The organism is Nocardia cyriacigeorgica NBRC 100375 (assembly GCF_000308555.1).
GTDB lineage: Bacteria > Actinomycetota > Actinomycetes > Mycobacteriales > Mycobacteriaceae > Nocardia > Nocardia cyriacigeorgica.
In genome coordinates, this window is record NZ_BAFY01000318.1 from 1 (window position 1) to 21108 (window position 21108).

Sequence of the window (21108 nt, forward strand, 5' to 3'; positions counted from 1 at the left end):
GGTCGTCACCTCCTGATCCGAGCGAGGAGACCGGATACGCGTCCGGCCCCTGGCAGACAGCCGGATTCACGAGGTCGGCACACCACTGCGTCGTCAGTGGTGCCGCAACCGAGTGAGCCCGGCTCCCGCCAGGGGCCGGCACGTCGATACCGTCAGCGGCCTTTCGGCGTCGCCACCAGGACGATGATCGCCATCGCCACCAGGATGAGGGCACCGACCGTCGTCGCGGCATGCATCCCGTCGACGAACGACTCGCGCGCGGCCTCGACGATCGCCGGCTGGTCGCCGTCGCGCGCGAGCGTCTCCCCCAGCGTCGATTCGAAGTTCCCGCCCGAGCGGAACACCACCGCGGCCAGCGAGCCGAGCAAGGCCAGACCCAGCGCATTGCCGAGTTCGAAGCTGGTCTCCGAGATCCCGACCGCCGACCCGGCGCGCTCCGGCGGCACGGACGACACCGCCACCTCCGACACCAGCGTGAAGGTGATGCCGTAGCCGATGCCTGCGATCGCGGATCCCGCGATGTACCACGCCAATCCGCCGTCCACGCCGACGCCGAGCAGCATCAGGTTGCCGATCGCCGCGGCGAACAACGCCACCGCGAAGGTGATCCGGACCCCGAATCGGTGCCCGACTGTCGCGCCAGTCATCGAGAAGATGAACACCGCGATGGCCATCGGAATCCCGAGCAGCGCGGCCACCAGTGGGTCGCGGCCGGTGACCGACTGCAAATAGATGCTGGCCAGATAGCTCATCGCGGCCAGCGACATCATCCCGGCCAGGCTGGAGCCGATCGCCACCGAGAACTGCCCGCGGCCGAACAGCCCCAGATCCAGCAGGGGCTCGTCGAGGTGGCGCTGCCTGCGCACGAACAACCTCAGCACGACCGCGCCGATCAGCCCGATCACCGCGGCCTCGGTATCCGGCCCGTGTTCGGCGGCGTGTTTGACCGCGTACACCAGCGGCAGGATGCCGCCGATGGACAACGCCACGCTCGGCAGGTCCAACGGGCCGAGCGAGGCCGCGCGATGCTCGGGCAGCAGCACCGGGGCGAGGGCGAGCAGGATCAGCAGCACCGGCACGTTGATCAGGAACACCGAACCCCACCAGAAGTGGTGCAGCAGCACGCCGCCGATGATCGGGCCCACCGCCGAGCCACCGGCGAAGAACGCCGTCCACACGCCGATCGCGGTGGCGCGCTGCTTGGCGTCGGCGAACAGCGTCGAGATCAGCGACAGGCTCGACGGCAGCAGGGTGGCGCCACCGATACCCATGAGCGCGCGCGCCGCGATGAGTACGCCGGCGCTCGGCGCGAAGGCCGCAAGGGCCGAGGCGATACCGAAGACGGTCGCGCCGGCCAGCAGGATGCGCCTGCGCCCGATCCGGTCGCCGAGGTTGCCCATCGTGATGAGCAGGCCCGCGATCAGGAACCCGTAGATATCGAGGATCCAGAGCTGTTCGGAGGCCGAGGGGTCAAGGTCGACGGTGAGCGTGGGCAACGCGAGGAACAGCACCGAGACGTCCATCGACACCAGCAGCACCGGCAACACCAGCACCCCGAGGCCGAGCCAGGCCCGCCGCGGGGCCACGCTCGAATCCGGGGCGGGCCGCACCGCCTCCACGTTCGTCATCCACCGATTCCTCTCGCTGACGCGTACGACGTACGCGTGAAGTCCGGGTACAGTGTACGCATCCTGGCCGGACATCGAAAGGCAGTCATGGGATGACCGAGCCGAAGCTCGCAAAAGCGGCCATCGTCGACGCCGCGATCGAACTCGCCGACAGCGACGGCCTCGAGGCACTGTCGATGCGCCGCATCGCCGACCGTCTCGGCGTCGGCGCGATGTCGCTGTACCGGCATGTCACCAACAAAGACGAGCTCATCGCGGCGATGACCGACGAGGTCGCGGCGCGCTACCCGTATCCGTCGACGGCCGAACGCGACTGGACCTGGCGCGACCGGGTCCGCATCGCCGCCGAGATCGACTGGAATCTCTACCAGCAGCATCCCTGGGTCCTGCTCACCTTCGCGGTGCCGCGCTACAGCTTCGGACCGAGCAGCATGGGATGCCTGGCGTGGCTGGTCGAAGGCTTCCGCGAACTGGATGTCAGCACCCATGAGGCGACCCAGATGGCCTTCGCGGTCTGGAACTACATCTCCGGCGCGACGCTGCCGCACATCAGTTCGGCCCTGCTGACCAGCAAAGGTCTCGACGCCGACGACGAGAACGGATTGCGCGCGCTGCTGGCGGGCCGTCCGCTGCATCCGGTGCCGCCGGCGCTGGCCGAGCTCGAGGGCGCCGACGACGGCCGTTTCGCGCAGGTGGATTTGCTGCAACTCGGGCTGGACGCACTCTGCGACGGGTTCGCCGCCAGGGCCGCCGCTCGGACCGGCGAGACGCCGACGGTGAAGGGTTGACGCGCTCGGATGTGGTCGTCTGCGGGCTGGGTCCGGCGGGGCGGGCACTCGCCCACCGCTGCCTCGCGCGTGGGCTCTCCGTCGCGGTGGTCGACCCGGCACCACTCCGTACCTGGACGTCCACTTATGCGGCATGGGCCGACGAACTCCCCACCTGGCTGGAACCCGGAGCGGTGGCAGCGTACATCGACCGGCCTGTCGCCTGGGGCGGCCGCGAACATCGCATAGACCGGCGCTACGCGGTACTCGATACCGCCTGTCTCCAGCAGTCTCTCGACCTCGCCGGCGCCGAAGTGCGCACCGATCGGGTGACCACCCTGACCGGGCGCACCGCGACCCTGGCGTCGGGAACGGTGCTACGCGCCGAGCGCGTGTTCGACGCCCGGGGCCTGGCCCGCTCACCCTCGCGCGCCGAGCAGACCGCCTTCGGCATCGTCGTCGACGCCCAACGCTGCGCAGGCGTCCAGCCCTTGTTCATGGACTGGCGCCTCGACAACGGCGCCCCCGCGCAGGCGCCGCGCTCGTTCCTGTACGCGGTGCCGCTGGGCGGGGGTGCCATGCTGCTCGAGGAAACCTGCCTGGCCGGTAGTCCGGCGCTCGATCAGCGGACTCTGGCCGAGCGGTTACACCGGCGGCTCCGAGCGCGCGGCATCGAGGTCGACGGCCGCGAACGCATCGAGCGCGTGCGCTTCCCCGTCACCGGCGCCAGGCCGGCCCGCACGCGTTTCGGCGCGGCCGGCGGATTCACTCATCAAGCCACCGGGTACAGCGTCGCCGCCGCACTCGCCGCCGCCGACGCCGTTGCCGCGGGTGGTTCGCCGGCACCGCCGTCTGCGCGCGTCGTGCACGGTTTGCGTGCGGCGGGCCTGCGCGCCCTGCTGCGCCTGCCACCACAGGATCTGCCCGTATTCTTCGACGCGTTCTTCGACCTACCGGCCCCGTTGCAGCGGGCGTACCTCTCCGGCCGCACCGACGTCGCGGGCACCGCCGCGGCCATGCGCACACTTTTCCTACACCTACCGGGACCGCTGCGCAGGCAGCTCGCGGCAGCGACACTCCGGTTACCGTTTGACGAGCGAGGTCGCCGAGATTCGTCCATGATGGGGTGATGCGGTCAATCTGGAAAGGCTCGATCGCGTTCGGGCTGGTGAACGTCCCGGTGAAGGTATATACCGCCACCGAGGACCACGACATCCGCTTTCATCAGGTCCACGCCAAAGACGGCGGCCGGATCAAATACGACCGGGTCTGCACGGTATGTGGGAAATCGGTGCAATACGCCGATATCGACAAGGCCTACGAATCGCCCGATGGCGACAAGGTGATCCTCACCGACGAGGATTTCGCCAAGCTGCCGGTGGCCGAGAAACACGAGATCCCGGTTCTGCAATTCGTGCCGAGCGATCAGATCGACCCCATCCTGTTCGACAAGACCTACTACCTCGAACCCGATTCGAGCACGCCCAAGGCCTACGTGCTGCTCGCCGCCACCCTGGAGCGCATCGAACGTACCGCGCTCGTGCACTTCACCCTGCGGCAGAAGACCAGGCTGGCGGCACTGCGGGTACGCGACGGCATGCTCGTGCTGCAGACACTGCTGTGGCCCGACGAGGTGCGTTCGGTGTCGTTCGAATCGCTGGAGAACGCGACCAAGCCGCGCCCGCAGGAAATCAAGATGGCCGAGACGCTGGTCGATTCCATGTCCGAGGATTTCGATCCGAGCGAATTCAAGGACGAATATCAGATCGAACTCAAACGGGTGCTCGACGAGGCCATCGCCAGCGGCACCGGCAAGGTTCCCGAACAACCCGAGGCCGAGCCCGTCGCACAGGACGCCGAGGTGGTCGATCTGGTGGCCGCGTTGCAGCGCAGCCTGGAAGCCAGTGGCCGCCGCGCCGAGGACGGTAAGAAGCGGTCGGCACCGGCGAAGAAGACCGCCGCGAAGAAGACCGCGAGCAAGCGCACACCGGCCAAGAAGTCGACCGCCAAGAAGACCGCCACCCGCAAAGGCGCCTGAATCGCGCATACCGCTGGCAAACTGATCGCATGGACCCCGCCATCGCGATCGTCCCCATGGGCCTCGGCCATCTCCGTCAGGTTCTCGACCTCGGGCACGAGGTCTACGACACCTCGGTCAAGCCCTACACCTCCTCGTCGCTGACCTCGGTGGCCGAACATCTGGACAGCCCGGACAACGCGTGCTGGGTAGCACTCGATTCCGACCGGGTAGTCGGTTTCGTGCTCGGCTCCATGGAATTCGAACTGCGCGACGACTGGGGCTATCTGGAATGGATCGCCGTGGCCCCGGATATGCAGGGCCACGGCATCGCGGGCAGGCTCGTCGAGGCGTGCTGCACCGCCCTGTTCGCCCGTGGCGCCCGCCGCATCGTCACCGATGTGGAATCGAGCAACGAGGCGTCGGCGAAACTCATGCAGCGCAACGGTTTCGGCGCGGCGACCACCATCACGCTGTTCGTCCGCGCCGATCCCGCCGCGCCCGAGGCCGACGCCGAATCCCCCGGCCTGTCGCCGTCGACCAAACGCAACCTGGCCCGCACCGGGCGCCTGCGCCGCTGACGGGCTCAGCCCCGCGACGCCCCACGACGCTCATCTCGCGCCCGTGCTCGGTCGTAGGCGTCGCGAAGCAGCTCACGCACGGTCTCGCCGGTTCGCGGCCCGGGATCGACCACGGCCAGCCAACCGGCGCCGGCATAGACGGGGTGCGCGAGCACGGTATCGGTGGCGGCGAAGTCGGCCTCCGGATCGGTCTCGCGCGGGGTGTGGCCGGTCCAGGCGACGAACGCCTCCCGGCGCGCCGCGATGTTGACCCGGAACGCCCCCGGCCGGTCCAGATCCGATTTCTCGTCACCCGGATAGTTCTTGGTGACGATCGTCGCGAAGGGCTGGGTAGCGGCCGGAACCTCGCCACTGGGCGAGTAGTAGAAGAACACATCACCCCAGGCGATCTCGGGTGAGCCGTCGCCGGAGCCCGGCCGCAGAATGAGGACGCCGTCCAGGCCCGCCACATAGTCGATGATCTCGTCGATGCTCATGTGTTCCAGCGTTTCATTACAGTGCTTGTGAAGACCTGGCCGAGCATTCCCGCTGTTGGACGAGGAACACACCGTGGAAACCCTGCACTCGCCATTGCGAACGGTCGACGTCGCGCGCCGCGCGGGCTACTCCGTGCAGCAGGTGCGCAAGCTCGAGCGCGACGGGGTCCTTCCGCCGGCGACCCGCACGGAATCGGGCTACCGCGCCTACGGGGACATCCACGTCCGATCGGCGCTCGCCTATCGCGCGCTGGCCGCGGGTGTCGGCCCGGTCGAGGCCAAGCAGATCATGCGCGTGGTCCACCGCGCACCGCTGCCCGAGGCTCTCGCCCTACTCGACGACGCCCACGCCCGCCTCGCCCGCGAACGCACCGAGCTGCGATTGGCCCGCGCCGCGGCCGCGGCGATCTCGGCCGAGCCGATCACCGAGGTCGTGGACTCGGATGCGATGTCGGTCTCGGAATTGGCCGGCGCACTCGGGATCCGCGCCTCAACCTTGCGCCACTGGGAGGCCGAGGGGCTCATCGCCCCGGATCGGGTCCGGTCCCGCGGCGCCCGCCGCTACTCCCCCGCGCAGGTACGCGATGCCCGGATCATCCACCAGCTGCGCAGCGCCGGATACCGCATCGACACGCTGCGGACGTTGGTACCCGACCTCCCACGCGCGCATCACGACGACGCCATCGCCGCCGCCCTGGCCTCCCGCGAGAAGAGCATCACGGCACGTTCACGCGCCCTGCTCGACGCCGCCGCCGCACTCGCCGACATCCTCGGCCGGCCGGAAAATCGGTTCGACTCGCCGGACGCCCCTGCTATCGTCGAGCGGAAGTAATCGCATTCAGGGAGTACCGGCATGGTAGGTGAACTCGACATCTCCGGGGTTACCCGGCTCTGACGGCCACCAGCAGGCGCGCGGCGCCGCTGACGTGGCCATGTCGCCGTTCGTCTACTCATCCCTTCCCCCGAGGACTCATCCATGTCCGATGCGTTGATCGTCTGCTCCGGCCTGAGCTTCACCTGGCCCGACGACACCCCCGTCTTCACCGACCTGTCGTTCAGCGTCCCCGCCGGCCGCACCGGCCTGGTCGCCCCCAACGGCGCAGGCAAGAGCACCCTGCTGCGCGTTATCGCCGGCGACCTGCGCCCGAGCGGCGGTACCCGCTCCGTCAGCGGCGTACTCGGCTATCTGCCGCAGACCCTGCCGCTGACCGGCGATCTCACTGTCGCCGAAATCCTCGGTATCGCACCGATACTGGCGGCCCTGGACGCCGTCGAATCCGGCGACACCAGCGAGCACCACTTCACCACGATCGGCACCGACTGGGACATCGAGGAACGCACCCGCGCCCAACTCGACCGCCTCGGCCTCGGCGAGCTCGCCTTCACCCGCCGCACCGGCACGCTCAGCGGCGGCCAGATCGTCTCGCTCGGCCTGGCGGCTCAACTGCTGCGCAGACCCGATGTCCTGCTGCTGGACGAGCCGACCAACAACCTCGATATCGCCGCCCGCCACAAGCTCTACGACGTACTCGGCGACTGGACCGGGACCCTGCTGCTGGTCAGCCACGACCGTGCGCTGCTCGACCGGATGGACCGCATCGCCGAACTCCACCGTGGCGACATCCGTTTCTACGGTGGCACTTTCAGCGACTACGAGGCCGCCGTCCGCGCCGAGCGCGACATCGCCGAGAAGAGCATCCGCACCGCCGAACAGGAGCTCAAACGGGAGAAGCGGGAACTGCAGCAGGCCCGCGAACGCGCGGCCCGCCGGGCGAGCACCGCCGCACGGAATCTCGGCAACGCCGGCCTGCCCAAGATCTTCGCCGGCACCATGAAGCGCAATGCGCAGGAGTCGGCGGGTAAGGCCGACGGCACGCACAGCGCGCGGGTGGCGGCGGCGGAGACACGACTCGACGAAGCCGCTCGGACCCTGCGCAAGGAACAGAAGATCAGCCTCGAACTGCCCGATACCGATGTGCCCGCAGGGCGCACGGTTTTCCGCGGCGAAGGTGTGCGGCTGCGCTTGGGCGAGCGCGAGATCTTCGCAGGCGACGGCGTCGATCTGCTCATCCGTGGCCCCGAGCGCATCGCCCTGACCGGTCCCAACGGCGCGGGCAAATCCACTGTGCTGCGGTTGATCCGCGGCGAACTGGAGCCCGATGCCGGTTCGATCACCCGTGCCGATGGCCGCATCGCCTACTTGTCCCAACGCCTCGACCTGCTCGATCTCGAGCGCAGCGTGGCCGGCAACCTGGCCGCGTTCGCCCCGGACCTGCCCGACGCGCGGCGAATGAATCTGCTGGCCCGGTTCCTGTTCCGCGGCTCGCGCGTGCACCTGCCGGTCGGTGCGTTGTCGGGCGGTGAACGGCTGCGCGCCACCCTGGCGTGCGTGCTGTTCGCCGAACCGGCGCCGCAATTGCTGCTGCTGGACGAGCCGACCAACAACCTCGATCTGGTGAGCGTCGGCCAGCTGGTCAGCGCGCTCGAGGCCTATCGCGGCGCGTTCGTCGTGGTCAGCCACGACGAACGCTTCCTCGCCGATATCCGGGTGCAGCGCACATTGCACCTGGCCGACGGCCTGCTGCGCCAGACCACGGCATCCGGCTGACCGCTGCCGAGGGCGCGACGCCTGTCGCGCCCTCGGTCATCGGCAGGCGGACGGAAAGGGCGTCAAAATTCCTGGAAGAGCGCCGGAAAGACGGCGACAGTTTGGGAACGCAACGATCCGGGTACTCGTGACAATGGCGGCAATACGGAGGGTAGGTCCATGAATCCCAGCCCCCAGAACGGGTTTCGATCACGCACGCGGCCTTCCCCTCACCAGTGCAGATGAGGATGCCGGCCGACGAGAGAACCAGGCGCACCGGGCGCGCACACTGCTGAACAGACAGAACACGTCTGCCGCACAACCGCTGCCCACGCCGAGAAACGGCCGAGAGATCAACCGATCTCGCACGGCCAAGAGGGGACGAGATTTGTCGATTGCAGCACAGAAACCGGAAGGCCGAAATACCGACAAGGGATACGTTGCCCTGCTGGGCTGGAGCCTGAATGCCGTCGAGGCCGTCGACCGCTTCGACCGGCGATACGTGGTAGTCGCTCCGGAATGGATCGAAGACTACTGCGCGGAGAACGGAATACCCTATATTCCATGGAACTTCGAACGTCTCAACGACCGTTCGATGGAGATCGCCGAAACGCTGCGCGATATGGGCGTGGACGTGGCGATTCCGATCTTCGAGGAAACCGTCGAATGGGCGGGTGCGATCAACGCGGTGCTGATGGACAATCCGCGGCTGTTCGGGCAGGCCATGCTGCTGCGGGACAAGTCGCTGATGAAGCGGCGGGCCCAGCTGGGCGGCATCCGGGTCGGCATCTTCGAAGAGGCGCACGAGCGCGATGACGTCGCGCGCTTCCTCAAGCGCGTCAACCAGACCCTGCTGAAGCTCGACGGCGACCCGAACGATCCGATCCACATCAAGGCCTTCGACAAGGCGGGCTGCCTCGGCCACCGGGTGATCAGGACGCCCGACGAGATCGACACCATTCCCGACGAGGATTTCCCGCTGCTGATGGAGTCGCACCTGGACGGGTGGGAGTTCGCGGTCGAGGCCTGGATCCACAACGGCAAGATCCGTTTCCTCAATATCTCCGAGTACGTCACGCTCGGCTATTCGGTGTTCGTGCCCGCGACGCCGGAGCTGGAGCGATACCGGCCGGAGATCACCCGGCAGGTCGAGAAACTGATCAAGACCTTCGATATCGAATTCGGTTTTGTGCACCCCGAATACTTCGTCACCAGCGACGGCGAAATGTACTTCGGCGAGGTCGCTTATCGCCCACCCGGTTTCAAGGTATTCGAACTTCTCGAACGCACCTACGGCTTCAATGCCTATCACGCGCTCGTCCTCGCCTTCGATCCCAAGACCACCGAGGAAGAAATCGAGGCCTTCTTCCCCCGCGAAGTGGTGGATGCCAAAGGGCACGCCGGATGTTTCGGTGTGTATCCGCGGCGGCGCGTGGTCAGCCATCTGTCCATGCCGCAGGAAACCGAGGACCATGATTACTTCGAATCGCATGAGCTCACCTCCCCGCTGTCGGAGAAGGTCACCAAACGCACCGCGTTCGGAAACCATTGGGGCCTGTTGTATTTCTTCGGCGACGACCCGTACACTCTGCGGGATCTGCTGAAACGACAGGAAGAGCTCGACTTCTATATCTGATCCCGGCTTCGGCCCGGATCACGGGAGGATCCTGATTGAATCAGCTCAGCAGCGGCGGGGCATCCTTGGAGCGACGTCTGGACAGTCTGGACCACGCCATCCGATCGCTCGCCGACACAGGCGATTTCGGCAAGCAGGTCAAGTTGCCGCGGACGTTCGACGCGCTGCGGCGCGTCCTCGTGCTGCCGGGTGGGTGTGCCGCGGTGCGCGCGCGGGCGGCCGAACTGGAGAACGCGGGCCTGTTCCTCGGTACCGACTGGGCCTCGCCGCAGATCTTGATCCCCTCGCTGAGCACGGGCTCGCTGCGCAGCCCGAACGCCGACACCGTGGTGCTGGAGACGGTGAGCAACCTGCGCCTGCTCGCGGTCGCCAAGGGCGATTACCCGCACCCGCTGATCACCGCGGAACAGGCCGACAGCCACCTGTCGCAGGTGCTGGCGATCAACCTGTCGCTGCTGTTCACCCCGCCCACCGAAGCCGAACGCGCCCAACAGGGCCGGATGGCGCAGGTGACGCGGGAACTACTGCACCATCTCGTGGCCGAGGTCGGCTACGAGAAGGTGCTCGAGCATCTGGTCGACGAGATCTGGCGGATCCTGCGCCAACGGCCCATCCAGGTCGACGCCGTCAAACGCATGATCACCCAGATCGCGGTCGCGCGCGCCAACCCCGATATCGACCTCGGCGCCGGCGCGCTCGGCGCGGACCGGCTGATCAGCAGCCTCTACGGGACCACCGACGCGTGCCGGGAAGATCCCGGCGTCGAGATCTACCGCGAGCGCCTGGAAACGATGGACGACAGCGCCTTGCAGTACGAGGCTTCGGGTTTCGCGCGGTCGATGCACGACACCGGACTCGTCTCGCCCTATCACGCCGTGCTGCTGCGCCATCTGCTGGGCAAGGGCGACTATCTGCTCGCCGAGGCGATGGGATTGTCCAGCACCGGCCGCGACTGCCTACTCTGCTACCACGAACTCGTGCACACCCTCATCGACGAAGCGGTGCAGGTCGAGACCGCGCAGTGCGTCTACGGGCTGGCGCTGCTGCTCGAGCGCGGCATCCTCTATCAGCCACCGGTCGCCCCCGCGTTGTGGCGCCAGATCGGCTTGCAGCTCTCTCCGACCTCCCGGCAGCGGCTGAGCAGGGTGTTCGGGCCCACCCCCGACGCACGGGTGTGGCTGTTGGCGGGAGTGCTGTCGATGCTCGGCCTGCCGCTGGGTGTCGGGCAGGGCGACAACCCCACCTGCCAGTCGGCGCGCGCGTTGTCGATGTGGGCCTACAACGATCCCGACTATCTCCTGCACGCGGTGACCTGGGCCGCACGCGACGACGAGATCGTCATGCATTTCGAAGGCACCCCGATCTCCTCCCGCGACGACAGCGCCGGCGCCGCCGCCGGGCCGCCGATCGACCTCGATCCGGTGTCGGTGCTGGTGGTCCCGCACCTGGACCGGATCTACGCCGAGATGGGCAGGCACTGCCTTGGCCGCGACGGCGATCCGCACCGGTGGATCAATCCCGAGTTCCACGGCTGGTGGTCCGGGCGCGGTTTCCGCATCAATGTCGACGTCGCCACCGGTAATCTCACCGAGCTCGACGACTTCCTGCGCCATTTCTATGCCAGCTACCACCCCTTCTACAACGGCAACCAGCCCTTGATCCACCCGCAACCGGCCGGCATCGCGGTGACCGACAGCGCGGCCCGGTTCGTCGGCTGGCATGCCATCTCGGTGCTGCGGGTGAATCTGGATCCGCAGGAACAGATGCGGGTCTATTTCTTCAACCCGAACAACGACAGCGGCCAGGACTGGGGTGACGGTGTCATCGTCGGGACGGCGGGCCACGGGGAGCGTTTCGGTGAAGCGTCGCTGCCGTTCGAACAATTCGCCTCGCGGCTCTACATCTTCCATTTCGACCCACTGGAGCCGGGCGAATCCGCCTCCGTGGACAGTGCCGAATTGGACCGGGTGATCGGCTATGTCCACCGCAGCTGGGGCGCGGACCGGATCTAGGGCCGTAGACAACGGGCACCCCTCGTTCACGTGCGGTGGGTTGCCGATCGTGTGCTGACCGCCGGCGCGCCACTGATACCTGCGCGAACCGGAGAACTCGTGCTCACAGTGGCCTGCGCCGCCCAGAGAGCATCACCACTGATGGGGAGATCGCCTGGGTGAAACCGTGCTATGCGCAAGGATTCTCGGTCAACACACCGAGAATCCGTATCGTAGATCTCCGTCGTTCTGCCGGATTTGCCGGTATGTTACTTACAGCAACTAGACTGTCGGGAGCGTTGACGTGGGTGCTGTGTCGGATTCCTATTTCGATGGTCCGTGCCCGGGGGCGGCACAGGCGAAGCTCGTCGCTGAATTCTCCGATCCGCATTTCCGGCGATTGATGCGGCTGGCCGTCGATCTGTCCCCGGAATCGCAGGACCTGCTCGCCGGTTTCGCCCGCCGCTTTCGCGCCTCCGAGGGCCTCCTGCCCGACCCGCTGGGTGAATAAGGGCGCGTTCACCCCGCGATCGAACGCGCCCCGGCGCCTCAGCGTTCGTCGAGCACGTCGCGCAGCTTCTTCGCGAACGCCTCGGGCTGCCCGGCATAGCCGTACTCGCCGCCCATGAATCCACCGTGATGACTCGGGAACACCGTCGCCTGCTGCCCGAGCAGCTCCGCCGTCGCCACGGCGGTGCGACCGGTCATGACACCGAGCGATTCCGCACCCACGGCGATCACGATGCGAGTGGGTGCCGCCGCGAGGGCCTCGACATCGGGTCGGTAATCCGATACCGCCCACGACCGGTCCGACAGCAGTGGGTCATCGCGAGAGCCGTCGTCCTCGGTGGGCAGCCCGAACTGCGCGGGATCGGCGGCCGGTTGCGCGAAATAATCCTCGGTGAACTCGCCGCGCCACGACGTCATCGTGATGAAGTCGGCCATCCCGGCACCGAAACCCTTCGCCATGTACGCCTCGCGGGTACGGGATCGAGCGCGTTCGGCAGCAGCGGCGTCGGGCAGCACCGGGATCAGCGGCGGCTCGTGCGCAACCAGAGTCACCACATCCCCGGGGTGGGCAGCCACCAGCGCGAGTGCGGTGATCGCGCCACCGCTGCTGGCGAACATCTCGACCGGACCGGCACCCAGGGTCTCGATCAGCGCGTGCACGTCCTCGGCCTGCACCGTCGGCGAATGGTCGACCCGGCCGTCCCTGCGGGTGCTGCGGCCGAGCCCGCGCGGGTCGTAGGTGACCACGGTGCGGTCGGGAAACTGTTCCACCAGTGCGGCGAAGCCGGTGGCGTCCATGGGCTGAGCGATCAAGACCAGCGGCGGGCGACCGTCGGCCGTTGGCAGCCGACCGTGCACGTCATAGGCGATATCGGCGTCACCGGTGTCGAGAAAACGGGTCGTCATACCGGTAGTGACGGTGCGTGCGGGAAAAATTCATCGCGGGCGCAGCCATTCTTTTCACGCCCGCACGATGCGGGTCAGCGTTCGAACTGCGCACGCTTGTGATCGCCGAACGGCTCGTCCCGCTCGCGCACTGCCTCCCGGAAACCGACCGTGGCGGCCCGCAACTGGAAGGCGTAGCCCTCGCGGGTGTGCCGGGAAATACCGTCGAAGACGGTGCTGATCATCCCGGAATTGGTCACCCCCTGCGCGTACAGCGCCGAATTCAACGCCAGTTTCGCCATCATCAGCTGGTTGACCGGCATCCGGGCGATCCGCGCCACCAGCGCCTCGGTACGTTCGTCGAGCTCGGCGGCCGGGCAGGATTCCACCGCGAGACCCCACTCCTCGGCCTGCTTACCGCTGAGGCAGTCGCCGGTGAACAGCAACCGCTTGGCCCGCTGGTCCCCGAGCCGGTGCGCCCACATGCCACCCGCGGGGATGCCCCAGGTGCGGGTGGGCGGATAGCCGATCTTGGTGTCGTCGGCGCAGATGATCTGATCGGCGAACAGGGCGATGTCGGTGCCGCCGGCGATGGCGAAGCCGTGCAACTTCGCCACCGTCGGCTTGTTGGCCTGCATGAGACTGGCGAAGCCGCGGTTGAACCGGCTCATCATCGCGTAGTCGATCATGGGATCCCAGGTGCCCCACGGGTTGTGGTTGACCGCGTTGACCACCGGATCCACCACCGTGCCGGACACGTCATCGGGCCCGCCGGCCGGCGAGAAGCCCTGCTCGGCGAACATGTCGAGGTCATAGCCGCCGCAGAAGCCCTTGCCGCGTCCGGACAGCAGGATCACGTGCACCCGGGGATCGAGATCGGCGCGCTCCACCGCGTCCGCCAGATCACGCGGGGTGTCCGGAGTGATGGTGTTGCCCTTCTCGGGCCGGTTGAAGGTGAGCCGGGCGATGCGACCGTCACGCTGGTAGGTCAGCGTCGGGTATTCGTGCTCGTCGGCGGGTTCGGGACGACCGTGCCACGGTGAATCCGGCCCCTCGGTCCAGTTCTCATACCATGCCGCCGGGCGGGTGCCGGAATGTGATTGCTTGTCGGACAATGCTTTTCCTTTCACGGGGCAGAAACCCAGGGGCGAGGCGAGCGACCGGTGGGCCACCACTCGGCTGGCTCGGCGTTACCGAGCAGCCTGACCCATGACCCGTTTGACAGTCAATACTGACCGTGAAATTCTCGCTAGCGACCACCGCACCGAGGGGAAAAGATGCCCACCCGTGAGCAACAGCGCAGCGCCACCCGCGCCCGCATCCTGGACGCCGCGACCCAGCTGCTGGTCGAACGCGGTTATGCCGGTTGGTCCACGCTGGCGGTGCAGCATGCGGCCGGGATCAGCCGCGGCGCGCTACTGCACCACTTCCCCACCATCGACACCCTCACCGCCGCTCTGGTAGACCATCTGGTCGAGCTCAACGAACGCGCGGCGCAGCAGGCCGCCCGGTCCCCCGGCGCCTCCGCCGACCCCGTCGAACGTACGCTGGCCGCGCTCCTCGAGACCTTGACCCGGCCCGAGGCCCAAGCCGAACAGGAACTGTGGGCGGCGGCGCGCACCGATCCCGCCCTCGCGGCCGTGCTGCGTGAATCCGAACGCCGCGCGGGCCGCGATCTGCACCGCGTCATCGACACCCTCTTCGGACCCGAACTCACCGACCACCCCCGCTACCCCGCCATCCGCGACCTCACCATCGCCATGCTGCGCGGTGTGGCTGCCGCACATCCATTGCGCACTGGTGGCCGCGCCGAAACACGCACCCTCGAGTACTGGGCCGACGCGATCCGCACGCTCATCGGCGCCGACCACGACCGAGACCCCGACTGACCCGCCAGCTCGGGTCACACCGCCTGCAAGAACCAGTCCAGCGTGCCCTCGTCCGGGTCGTCGGTGGTGTGGTGGTAAGCGAAACCGACCCGGTGCGCCACCGCCACCGATGCCTTATTGGCCGGGTCGATCCGCAGCACGGCCTCGTCGGCCAGATCGTGCGCGGCGATATAGCGGCAGGCCAGCACCACCGCGCGGGCGGCCAGGCCGCGACGACGGAACTGCGGATAGATGCCGTAGGACACGTTCGCCTGCCGGTCGGCGAGGAAATCCTGGTCGACCTGGATGTCCAGCGTCCCCACCAGCACGCCGTCGTCCAGCGCCGCGATCGCGAAGGTCTTGCTCGGGCCGTCGGCCTCCCATTCGGCCACACAACGCCGGAAGTGTTCGGTCACAGTGACGAGCGTGCCCTGACCACCGTCACGCCATCGGGCCGACTCCGCGTCCTCCCCCGCCAGATGCGCTTGCGCATCGGCCACCGTGATCGGCCGGAGTCCGATCACCCCATCAGAAATCAACACGTGATCATGATCAGCGCAGACACGCCGCTCGGACAAGTGCCGAAGCGGCGCGCCGCGGCAAGAAGTGCCGAAAGACCCTCAGGGTTTGCGGGCCAGACCGGCGACGATCAGCTGATCCCATACGGTCAGCTCCCTTTCCGGCGTGCCGATCGTGGCGACCGAGGTGTCGGTTTCGGCGGGCGCGTCCGGGCGCCACAGCACCGCGGGCACGATACCCGGCTCCAGGAGCTCGAGATCGCCGAACAGGGCACGGATCTCGTCGTCGGTACGCCAGCGACCGCGACCGAACGTCGATTGCAGCTTCTGTTCGGCGGCTTCGGTCTCGGCATTGCCGCCGGAGCGGAAATGCGAGATGAAAACCTGGCTGCCGGAGGGGATCTGGTCGCGCCAGTACGACACCACCGCGCCCGGATCCTCATCGTCGTTGAGGTGATGCAGGATCGCGCTGAACACCATCGCGACCGGTTGGTCGAAATCGATCAGCCGCGCTACCTCATCGCTGTGGCGAATCCGCTCCGGCTCACGCACATCCGCTTGCACCACGGTGGTGTTGTCATCGGTGGCCAGCAGAGCGCGCCCGTGCGCGAGCACGATGGGATCGTTGTCGACGTAGACCACCTTCGCGCCCTCGGTGTAGCGGGCCGCGATCTGATGGACGTTGTCGGCGGTCGGCAGCCCGCTGCCCAAATCGATGAACTGCCGCACACCGCTGCGCGCGATATCGCGCACCGCACGCACCAGGGCCTGCCGGTTACCGAAGGCGATGGCCACCGAGCCGGGCAGGTTGATCTTGAAGTGGTCGCCGATCTCCTGATCGACGGGGTAATTGTCCTTCCCGCCGAGCAGGTAGTCGTACACCCGCGCGATGCTGGGCGTGTTCGGATCCACCACGCTCGCACTGTCGTTCATCACGCTCTCCCATCCCCGGAGATCTCTCCCGTGCGCACATCGTAGGCCCTCGGGAAATCTCGCGCGGGCACAACCCATTACGCGGTCGCGGACACCGGATCCTGTTGCCGGGCGGGCACGTCACGAAACCCCGGCAGCCAGCGATCCGCGACCGGGATCAGCATCTGGATCAGCGGCCCGATCCCGAAGGCGTAGACCAGAGTGCCGAGACCGACCGAGCCGCCGAGCAGCCATCCGGTGACCAGCACCGTGACCTCGATCGTGGTGCGCACCGTCCGGACCGATAGTCCGGTGCGCCGCACCAGACCGGTCATCAGGCCGTCGCGCGGGCCCGGCCCCATACCCGCTCCGATGTAGAGCACCGTCGCGACGGCGTTGAGCACCACCGCGGCGACCATGGCACCCGCCTGCACCGGCAGCGACTCCCACGCGGGCAGCAACCACAACCCGGCGTCGACCGACACGGCGACCACCACGACATTGCTCACCGTCCCCAGACCTGGTCGCTGCCGCAACGGAATCCACGCCAGCAGGACCACAACACCCGTCAGCGCGGTCACCATCCCGAAGCTCAGCGGCACGTGTTCGGCCACACCTTGATGAAAGACATCCCACGGATCCAGGCCCAGCCCTGCCCGCACCATCACGGCCATGGAGAACCCGTACAACCACAAACCCGCGTACAACGCGATCAGCCGACGCACCATCGGTCCAGCTTCACCCACAACTGGACCTACTATCCATAGCCACTTCCTGACCGCTGGCCTGCCCACTGGATACCGATGAGATGGCCAGTCGGTCGTTGCACGCACACCGCGGCCGGGGAGCCCGCGCCGGAACTAGGCTCGCTCCGGTGTCGACCATTCCTGATCCCGCGACCCGTTTCCCGCTGCCGCACACCGACCGCACGGTCTTCCTCGCACCGCACATCACCTCCGACAGCATCGAAGTCGGCGATTACACCTATTTCGACGACCCACACGCGGCCACCGAATTCGAAACGAACAACGTGCTCTACCCGTTCGGCCCGGAGAAACTGATCATCGGCCGCTACTGCGCCATCGCCACCGGCACCCGCTTCATCATGGCCGGCGCCAACCATCCGACCCACGGCGTGTCCACCTTCCCGTTCACCATCTTCGGCGGCACCTGGGCCGAGCAGACCATGGACATCATCACCTCGATCCCCAGCCGCGGTAACACCGTGGTCGGCAACGACGTCTGGTTCGGTTACAACAGCCTGGTGATGCCAGGGGTGCGCATCGGTGACGGCGCCATCATCGCCACCGGCGCCGTCGTCACCGGCGACGTCGCCCCGTACACCATCGTCGGCGGCAACCCGGCCCGCACCGTCAAGCAACGCTTCGACGACGACGATGTCGACCGGCTGCTGCGTGCGGCCTGGTGGAACTGGCCCGTCGAGCTGGTCACCGAGCACGTCCGCACGATCATGTCCGGCACGCCGGCCCAGATCGAGAAGATCGCCCGCGACAACGGACTACTGGCCGAATCGCCGAACTGAGCGGCGCTTCGGATCCGCGCCGGGAGCGGTCACGGAGCCTGGAGCGGGTCGTGGCCCAGACACATCAGCCGGTGCCGGAACTGCGCGTCTCCCGCAACGGGTTCCAGGTCGGCGCGGCGGGCCGTGGTGACCTCGTCCACCACATACCACATGACCGCCACGTCGTCGGCGTTCAGGTCGGTGCGGCGTTTGCCGAGGATGGCGAGCACCTGGCGGCCGATCTCGGGCCCGGCCCGATCCGGCTCCCGCTCGGCCTCCGCGCCCGCCGCCTCGGTGCGCAACCAGTCACGCAATTCGCGCGAGGACATGTTGACCACGCGGTGGAATTCGTCCCAGAGTTCGTCGTCGACCTGACTTTCGGCCATGGGTCTCACCTCGTTACTCGGCATGGACGGCTGACGCGGTTCGTGCTGCGGCGGTACCCGGCTATGCGGGCCCGAAACAGCCGATCTGCGGACCCGACGTGCCCGGGCGATCACAGCGCCGGGGGCGCGGCCGGTGCGGCGCCCAGGTGGTGGACGAACCAGCCCGCGGCGAATTCGGCGGCCTGATCGAGGGTTCCTGGCTCCTCGAACAGATGGGTGGCACCCGGAATGATCTCCAGCCGCGGCGTGACCGTCATCTGACCCATCGCTTGCCGGTTGAGGTCGAGCACGGTCTCGTCGTCGTCGCCGCCGACGATCAGCAGCGTCGGCGCGCGGACCCGGCGCAGGGCGGCACCGGCCAGATCGGGGCGCCCACCACGGGAGACGACGGCCCGGATGGCGTCAGGCCGATCGGCGGCGGTGCGGAGCGCGGCCGCGGCGCCGGTACTGGCACCGAACAGCCCGATCGGGCTCTGGCCGGTGGCCGGCAGGCCGGCCAGCCAGTCCACCGTGCCTGCCAGCCGCCCGGCGAGCAACGCGATGTCGAACCGCAGCTCACGGGTGCGCCGATCGAGATCCTCCTCGCCGGCGGTGAGCAGATCAAGCAAGACCGTGCCGAGGCCCGCCGACCGCAACACCGCGGCGACGTGCCGGTTACGCGGACTGTGCCTGCCGCTGCCGCTCCCGTGAGCGAATACGACGACGCCGCATTCGCGCCGGGGCAGACACAGCCGCCCTTCCAGCCCGACCTCGCCGAGTGGAATCCGCACCTCTTCGTCGACGAACACGCTGCCCTCCTGGAGAATGTCTCCGGCGAGGCCGATGCCACCACGTCGCGCAGTGCGACCCAACGGTCCCTCTCTCGTGTCCGGCAAAGGCCTCCTAACCGCAGCACTACCCGCGATCACCGTGTCGATGCATCCCGGTGCCGCGATTCGGCTCGCGCGAACGGGTTCGATCCGCTGACCGGCGATTCCGCCGCCCACCCTCTTCGCGGCAGTCGTCGGGGCGGTGGCCGACGTGACGAGCGCACGCGAAGACCCACCTGCCGAGCATGTCAAGGTGCATCCGTTCCGCGCCGTCGCCTCGGCGGCCGCGCACGGGCTGGCCGCGCCCGAAGGCCGGCACCGCGATGGATCAGCCGGCCGCCAATAGCGCCGCGCCGAAGCCGAACTTGCCGGCGAGTTGGTGCTCGGTGTCGACAGCGTCGGTGTGCAGCACCCCGGCGATTCCGAGGCGGGCGGCACCGGCGAGATTGTGCGCCAGATCATCGATCATGACCGCCTGCTCCGGCAGGACACCCAGCTCATCGCAGGCGATCTGATAGATGCGGCGCGACGGCTTGCGCACGCCGACCTCCGAGGAGATCACCACGACGTCGGCGAGTTCGGCCAGGTCGAACCCGGCGTAGCAATCGCGGCCGAACGCGTTGGACACCAGCGCGACCGGAACGCCGGCGCCGCGCAGGCGGTGGATCAGCGCGATGGTCGCCTCGTCACGCCGGAGTCCGCTCTGCACCCGGGCACTCAATCCGGTGGCCTCGACCTCGGCGCCGTGGGCGCGCAGGCGTTCGGCGAAGCCCGCCTCGAAGACGTCGGCATCGATGCGGCCGGATTCGTGATCGACCAGCAGCGTGCGGGTGAACTCATCCTCGCTGAACAGGGTCATCGGGAGGTCCGGATGACCGAGTGAGGCGCCGAATTCGCGAAACGCGTCGAGCACGCTGGTGGTCATGACACCGCCGAAATCGACCAGAATCGCCTCGCGCGGATCGGGTGCGGGGCCGGTCATGGCTGGAACACGATTCGCCCGGCGGTGCTGCCGTCACCGAGGCGGCCGAGCCCGTCGGCGACATCGGTGAGTGCGAGCCCCTCACTGACCAGCGGCTTGATCGCGCCGGTCGCGGCGAGCCGGGTCAGCTCGTCGTGACAGTCCTGGATGGCCTGGTTGTTGTACTGCTTGTACAGGCCCCAATGCAGTCCGATGATCGAATAGTTCTTGATCAGTGCGTGGTTGAGCGCGGGCTGCGGGATGGTGCCGCCGGCGAACCCGATCACCAGGATGCGGCCTTCGAAGGCAATGCATTTGGTCGATTTGGCATAGGCATCGCCACCGACCGGGTCGTAGACGACATCGACGCCGCGTCCGCCGGTGAACTCCTTGACGATCGGCAAGAAGTCCTCGGTCTGCCGGTCGATCACCAGATCGGCGCCCAGTGCCCGGCAGTATTCGGCCTTGTCGGGCCCGCCGACGACACCGATCACGGTCGCGCCGACTGCTTTGCCGAGTTGCACCGCCGCGCTGCCGACACCGCCGGCGGCGGCGTGCACCAGCAGCGTCTCCCCCGGTTGGAGGCTGGTTCGCCGGTGCAGAGCGAACCAGCTGGTCTGGTAGCCGATGCCGAGCGCCGAGGCCTCGGCCTCATCGAGCGCGGCCGGGGCCGGGAAGGCATTGGCCTCGTCGACGACGGTCAATTCGGCGAACGCGCCGCCGGGCAGATTCGGATTGCCGATCACGCGATCGCCGACCGCGAACCGGGTGACGCCGTCCCCCACCGCAACGACCTCACCGCACAACTCCACCCCAGGGGTGAACGGCAGCGGTGGCGTGATCTGATATTTGCCGCGGCACAGCAGCACATCCGGGAAGTTCGCGGGCGCGGCCAGCACCCGCACCAGCAGCTGCCCCGCGCCGGGAGCCGGATCGTCGACTTCCTCGAGCCGCAGCACCTCGCGCGGTTCGCCGAGTTCGTTGACTCGCCATGCTTTCACCGTCAGCTCCTCGTGGTCGTGGCCGGATCGGCCACCGGCAGATCGGCGGCGCT

23 protein-coding genes are annotated in these 21108 nt (G+C 67.8%); 12 read left to right on the forward strand and 11 right to left on the reverse strand.

Features of this window, described 5'->3' with window-relative positions; all coding sequences use genetic code 11:
• Positions 1-152 precede the first annotated feature (152 nt).
• Entirely contained in the window at positions 153-1628 is a 1476-nt protein-coding gene (locus tag RJ05_RS26845; RefSeq protein WP_036542228.1) for an MFS transporter, read from the reverse strand.
• Positions 1629-1720: 92 nt separating this feature from the next.
• Here RJ05_RS26845 and RJ05_RS26850 point away from each other — a divergent pair, with 92 nt between their 5' ends.
• Genes RJ05_RS26850 through RJ05_RS26865 form a run of 4 tightly spaced genes read left to right on the forward strand, consistent with a single transcriptional unit; the run spans position 1721 to position 4993 of the window.
• Positions 1721-2416, forward strand: a complete 696-nt coding sequence (locus RJ05_RS26850; RefSeq protein ID WP_036542231.1) for a TetR/AcrR family transcriptional regulator — start codon at positions 1721-1723, stop codon at positions 2414-2416.
• Positions 2413-3525: a lycopene cyclase family protein gene (locus RJ05_RS26855; RefSeq protein ID WP_036542234.1), complete on the forward strand. Its 1113-nt coding sequence runs from the start codon at positions 2413-2415 to the stop codon at positions 3523-3525. The genes RJ05_RS26850 and RJ05_RS26855 overlap by 4 nt, the downstream gene beginning before the upstream one ends.
• Positions 3525-4433: a non-homologous end joining protein Ku gene (gene ku / locus RJ05_RS26860; protein ID WP_036542236.1), complete on the forward strand. Its 909-nt coding sequence runs from the start codon at positions 3525-3527 to the stop codon at positions 4431-4433. The genes RJ05_RS26855 and ku overlap by 1 nt, the downstream gene beginning before the upstream one ends.
• A 29-nt stretch (positions 4434-4462) precedes the next feature.
• Positions 4463-4993, forward strand: a complete 531-nt coding sequence (locus tag RJ05_RS26865; protein ID WP_036542240.1) for a GNAT family N-acetyltransferase — start codon at positions 4463-4465, stop codon at positions 4991-4993.
• A gap of 5 nt (positions 4994-4998) precedes the next feature.
• Here RJ05_RS26865 and RJ05_RS26870 read toward each other — a convergent pair whose 3' ends face one another.
• Positions 4999-5469: a DUF6194 family protein gene (locus RJ05_RS26870; RefSeq protein WP_036542243.1), complete on the reverse strand. Its 471-nt coding sequence runs from the start codon at positions 5467-5469 to the stop codon at positions 4999-5001.
• Positions 5470-5542: 73 nt separating this feature from the next.
• Here RJ05_RS26870 and RJ05_RS26875 point away from each other — a divergent pair, with 73 nt between their 5' ends.
• The 5 genes from RJ05_RS26875 (at position 5543) to RJ05_RS26895 (ending at position 12194) form a co-directional block, all read left to right on the forward strand.
• Positions 5543-6301 carry a MerR family transcriptional regulator gene (locus tag RJ05_RS26875; RefSeq protein WP_036542300.1) on the forward strand — a complete coding sequence of 253 codons (759 nt, stop codon included), beginning with the start codon at positions 5543-5545 and terminating at the stop codon, positions 6299-6301.
• A 144-nt stretch (positions 6302-6445) separates the two neighbouring features.
• Positions 6446-8077, forward strand: a complete 1632-nt coding sequence (locus tag RJ05_RS26880) for an ABC-F family ATP-binding cassette domain-containing protein (RefSeq protein WP_036542246.1) — start codon at positions 6446-6448, stop codon at positions 8075-8077.
• 367 nt (positions 8078-8444) lie between these two features.
• Positions 8445-9692 (forward strand): ATP-grasp domain-containing protein, encoded by a 1248-nt coding sequence (locus tag RJ05_RS26885; protein WP_081597565.1) that lies wholly within the window; start codon positions 8445-8447, stop codon positions 9690-9692.
• A 35-nt stretch (positions 9693-9727) separates the two neighbouring features.
• Entirely contained in the window at positions 9728-11704 is a 1977-nt protein-coding gene (locus RJ05_RS26890) for a hypothetical protein (protein WP_036542249.1), read from the forward strand.
• 283 nt (positions 11705-11987) lie between these two features.
• Complete coding sequence (locus RJ05_RS26895; RefSeq protein WP_138445557.1) at positions 11988-12194, forward strand: hypothetical protein; 207 nt, start codon at positions 11988-11990, stop codon at positions 12192-12194.
• 38 nt (positions 12195-12232) lie between these two features.
• On the opposite strand, the gene RJ05_RS26900 is transcribed toward RJ05_RS26895, so the two are convergent.
• Entirely contained in the window at positions 12233-13099 is an 867-nt protein-coding gene (locus tag RJ05_RS26900) for an alpha/beta fold hydrolase (protein WP_036542253.1), read from the reverse strand.
• A gap of 74 nt (positions 13100-13173) precedes the next feature.
• Positions 13174-14193, reverse strand: coding sequence for a crotonase/enoyl-CoA hydratase family protein (locus tag RJ05_RS26905; protein WP_036542306.1), 1020 nt, complete (start codon positions 14191-14193; stop codon positions 13174-13176).
• 162 nt (positions 14194-14355) lie between these two features.
• Here RJ05_RS26905 and RJ05_RS26910 point away from each other — a divergent pair, with 162 nt between their 5' ends.
• Entirely contained in the window at positions 14356-14967 is a 612-nt protein-coding gene (locus tag RJ05_RS26910) for a TetR/AcrR family transcriptional regulator (RefSeq protein WP_036542256.1), read from the forward strand.
• Between the two features lie 14 nt (positions 14968-14981).
• Here the strand turns inward: RJ05_RS26910 and RJ05_RS26915 are convergent, their stop codons facing one another.
• From RJ05_RS26915 to yczE, 3 genes are all read right to left on the reverse strand, one after another.
• Entirely contained in the window at positions 14982-15488 is a 507-nt protein-coding gene (locus RJ05_RS26915) for a GNAT family N-acetyltransferase (RefSeq protein ID WP_036542259.1), read from the reverse strand.
• 78 nt (positions 15489-15566) lie between these two features.
• Complete coding sequence (locus RJ05_RS26920; protein ID WP_036542262.1) at positions 15567-16397, reverse strand: SAM-dependent methyltransferase; 831 nt, start codon at positions 16395-16397, stop codon at positions 15567-15569.
• Positions 16398-16474: 77 nt separating this feature from the next.
• Positions 16475-17104 (reverse strand): membrane protein YczE, encoded by a 630-nt coding sequence (yczE, locus tag RJ05_RS26925; RefSeq protein ID WP_036542265.1) that lies wholly within the window; start codon positions 17102-17104, stop codon positions 16475-16477.
• A 146-nt stretch (positions 17105-17250) separates the two neighbouring features.
• On the opposite strand from yczE, the gene RJ05_RS26930 reads away from it, so the two are divergent.
• The gene (locus tag RJ05_RS26930; protein WP_081597567.1) at positions 17251-17919 is read left to right on the forward strand and encodes a CatB-related O-acetyltransferase; all 669 of its coding nucleotides are present in this window, start codon (positions 17251-17253) and stop codon (positions 17917-17919) included.
• A gap of 29 nt (positions 17920-17948) precedes the next feature.
• Here the strand turns inward: RJ05_RS26930 and RJ05_RS26935 are convergent, their stop codons facing one another.
• The gene (locus RJ05_RS26935) at positions 17949-18284 is read right to left on the reverse strand and encodes a DUF3140 domain-containing protein (RefSeq protein WP_036542268.1); all 336 of its coding nucleotides are present in this window, start codon (positions 18282-18284) and stop codon (positions 17949-17951) included.
• A 110-nt stretch (positions 18285-18394) separates the two neighbouring features.
• Positions 18395-19072: a dienelactone hydrolase family protein gene (locus tag RJ05_RS26940; protein ID WP_036542269.1), complete on the reverse strand. Its 678-nt coding sequence runs from the start codon at positions 19070-19072 to the stop codon at positions 18395-18397.
• Positions 19073-19256: 184 nt separating this feature from the next.
• Here RJ05_RS26940 and RJ05_RS30390 point away from each other — a divergent pair, with 184 nt between their 5' ends.
• Positions 19257-19439: a 2OG-Fe dioxygenase family protein gene (locus RJ05_RS30390; protein ID WP_081597568.1), complete on the forward strand. Its 183-nt coding sequence runs from the start codon at positions 19257-19259 to the stop codon at positions 19437-19439.
• Here the strand turns inward: RJ05_RS30390 and RJ05_RS26945 are convergent.
• Entirely contained in the window at positions 19422-20075 is a 654-nt protein-coding gene (locus RJ05_RS26945; RefSeq protein WP_036542272.1) for an HAD family hydrolase, read from the reverse strand. The two genes, RJ05_RS30390 and RJ05_RS26945, sit on opposite strands and share 18 nt — an antisense overlap.
• The gene (locus RJ05_RS26950; RefSeq protein WP_036542275.1) at positions 20072-21055 is read right to left on the reverse strand and encodes an NADPH:quinone oxidoreductase family protein; all 984 of its coding nucleotides are present in this window, start codon (positions 21053-21055) and stop codon (positions 20072-20074) included. Before RJ05_RS26950 ends, RJ05_RS26945 begins: the two co-directional genes overlap by 4 nt.
• Positions 21056-21108: the final 53 nt, after the last annotated feature.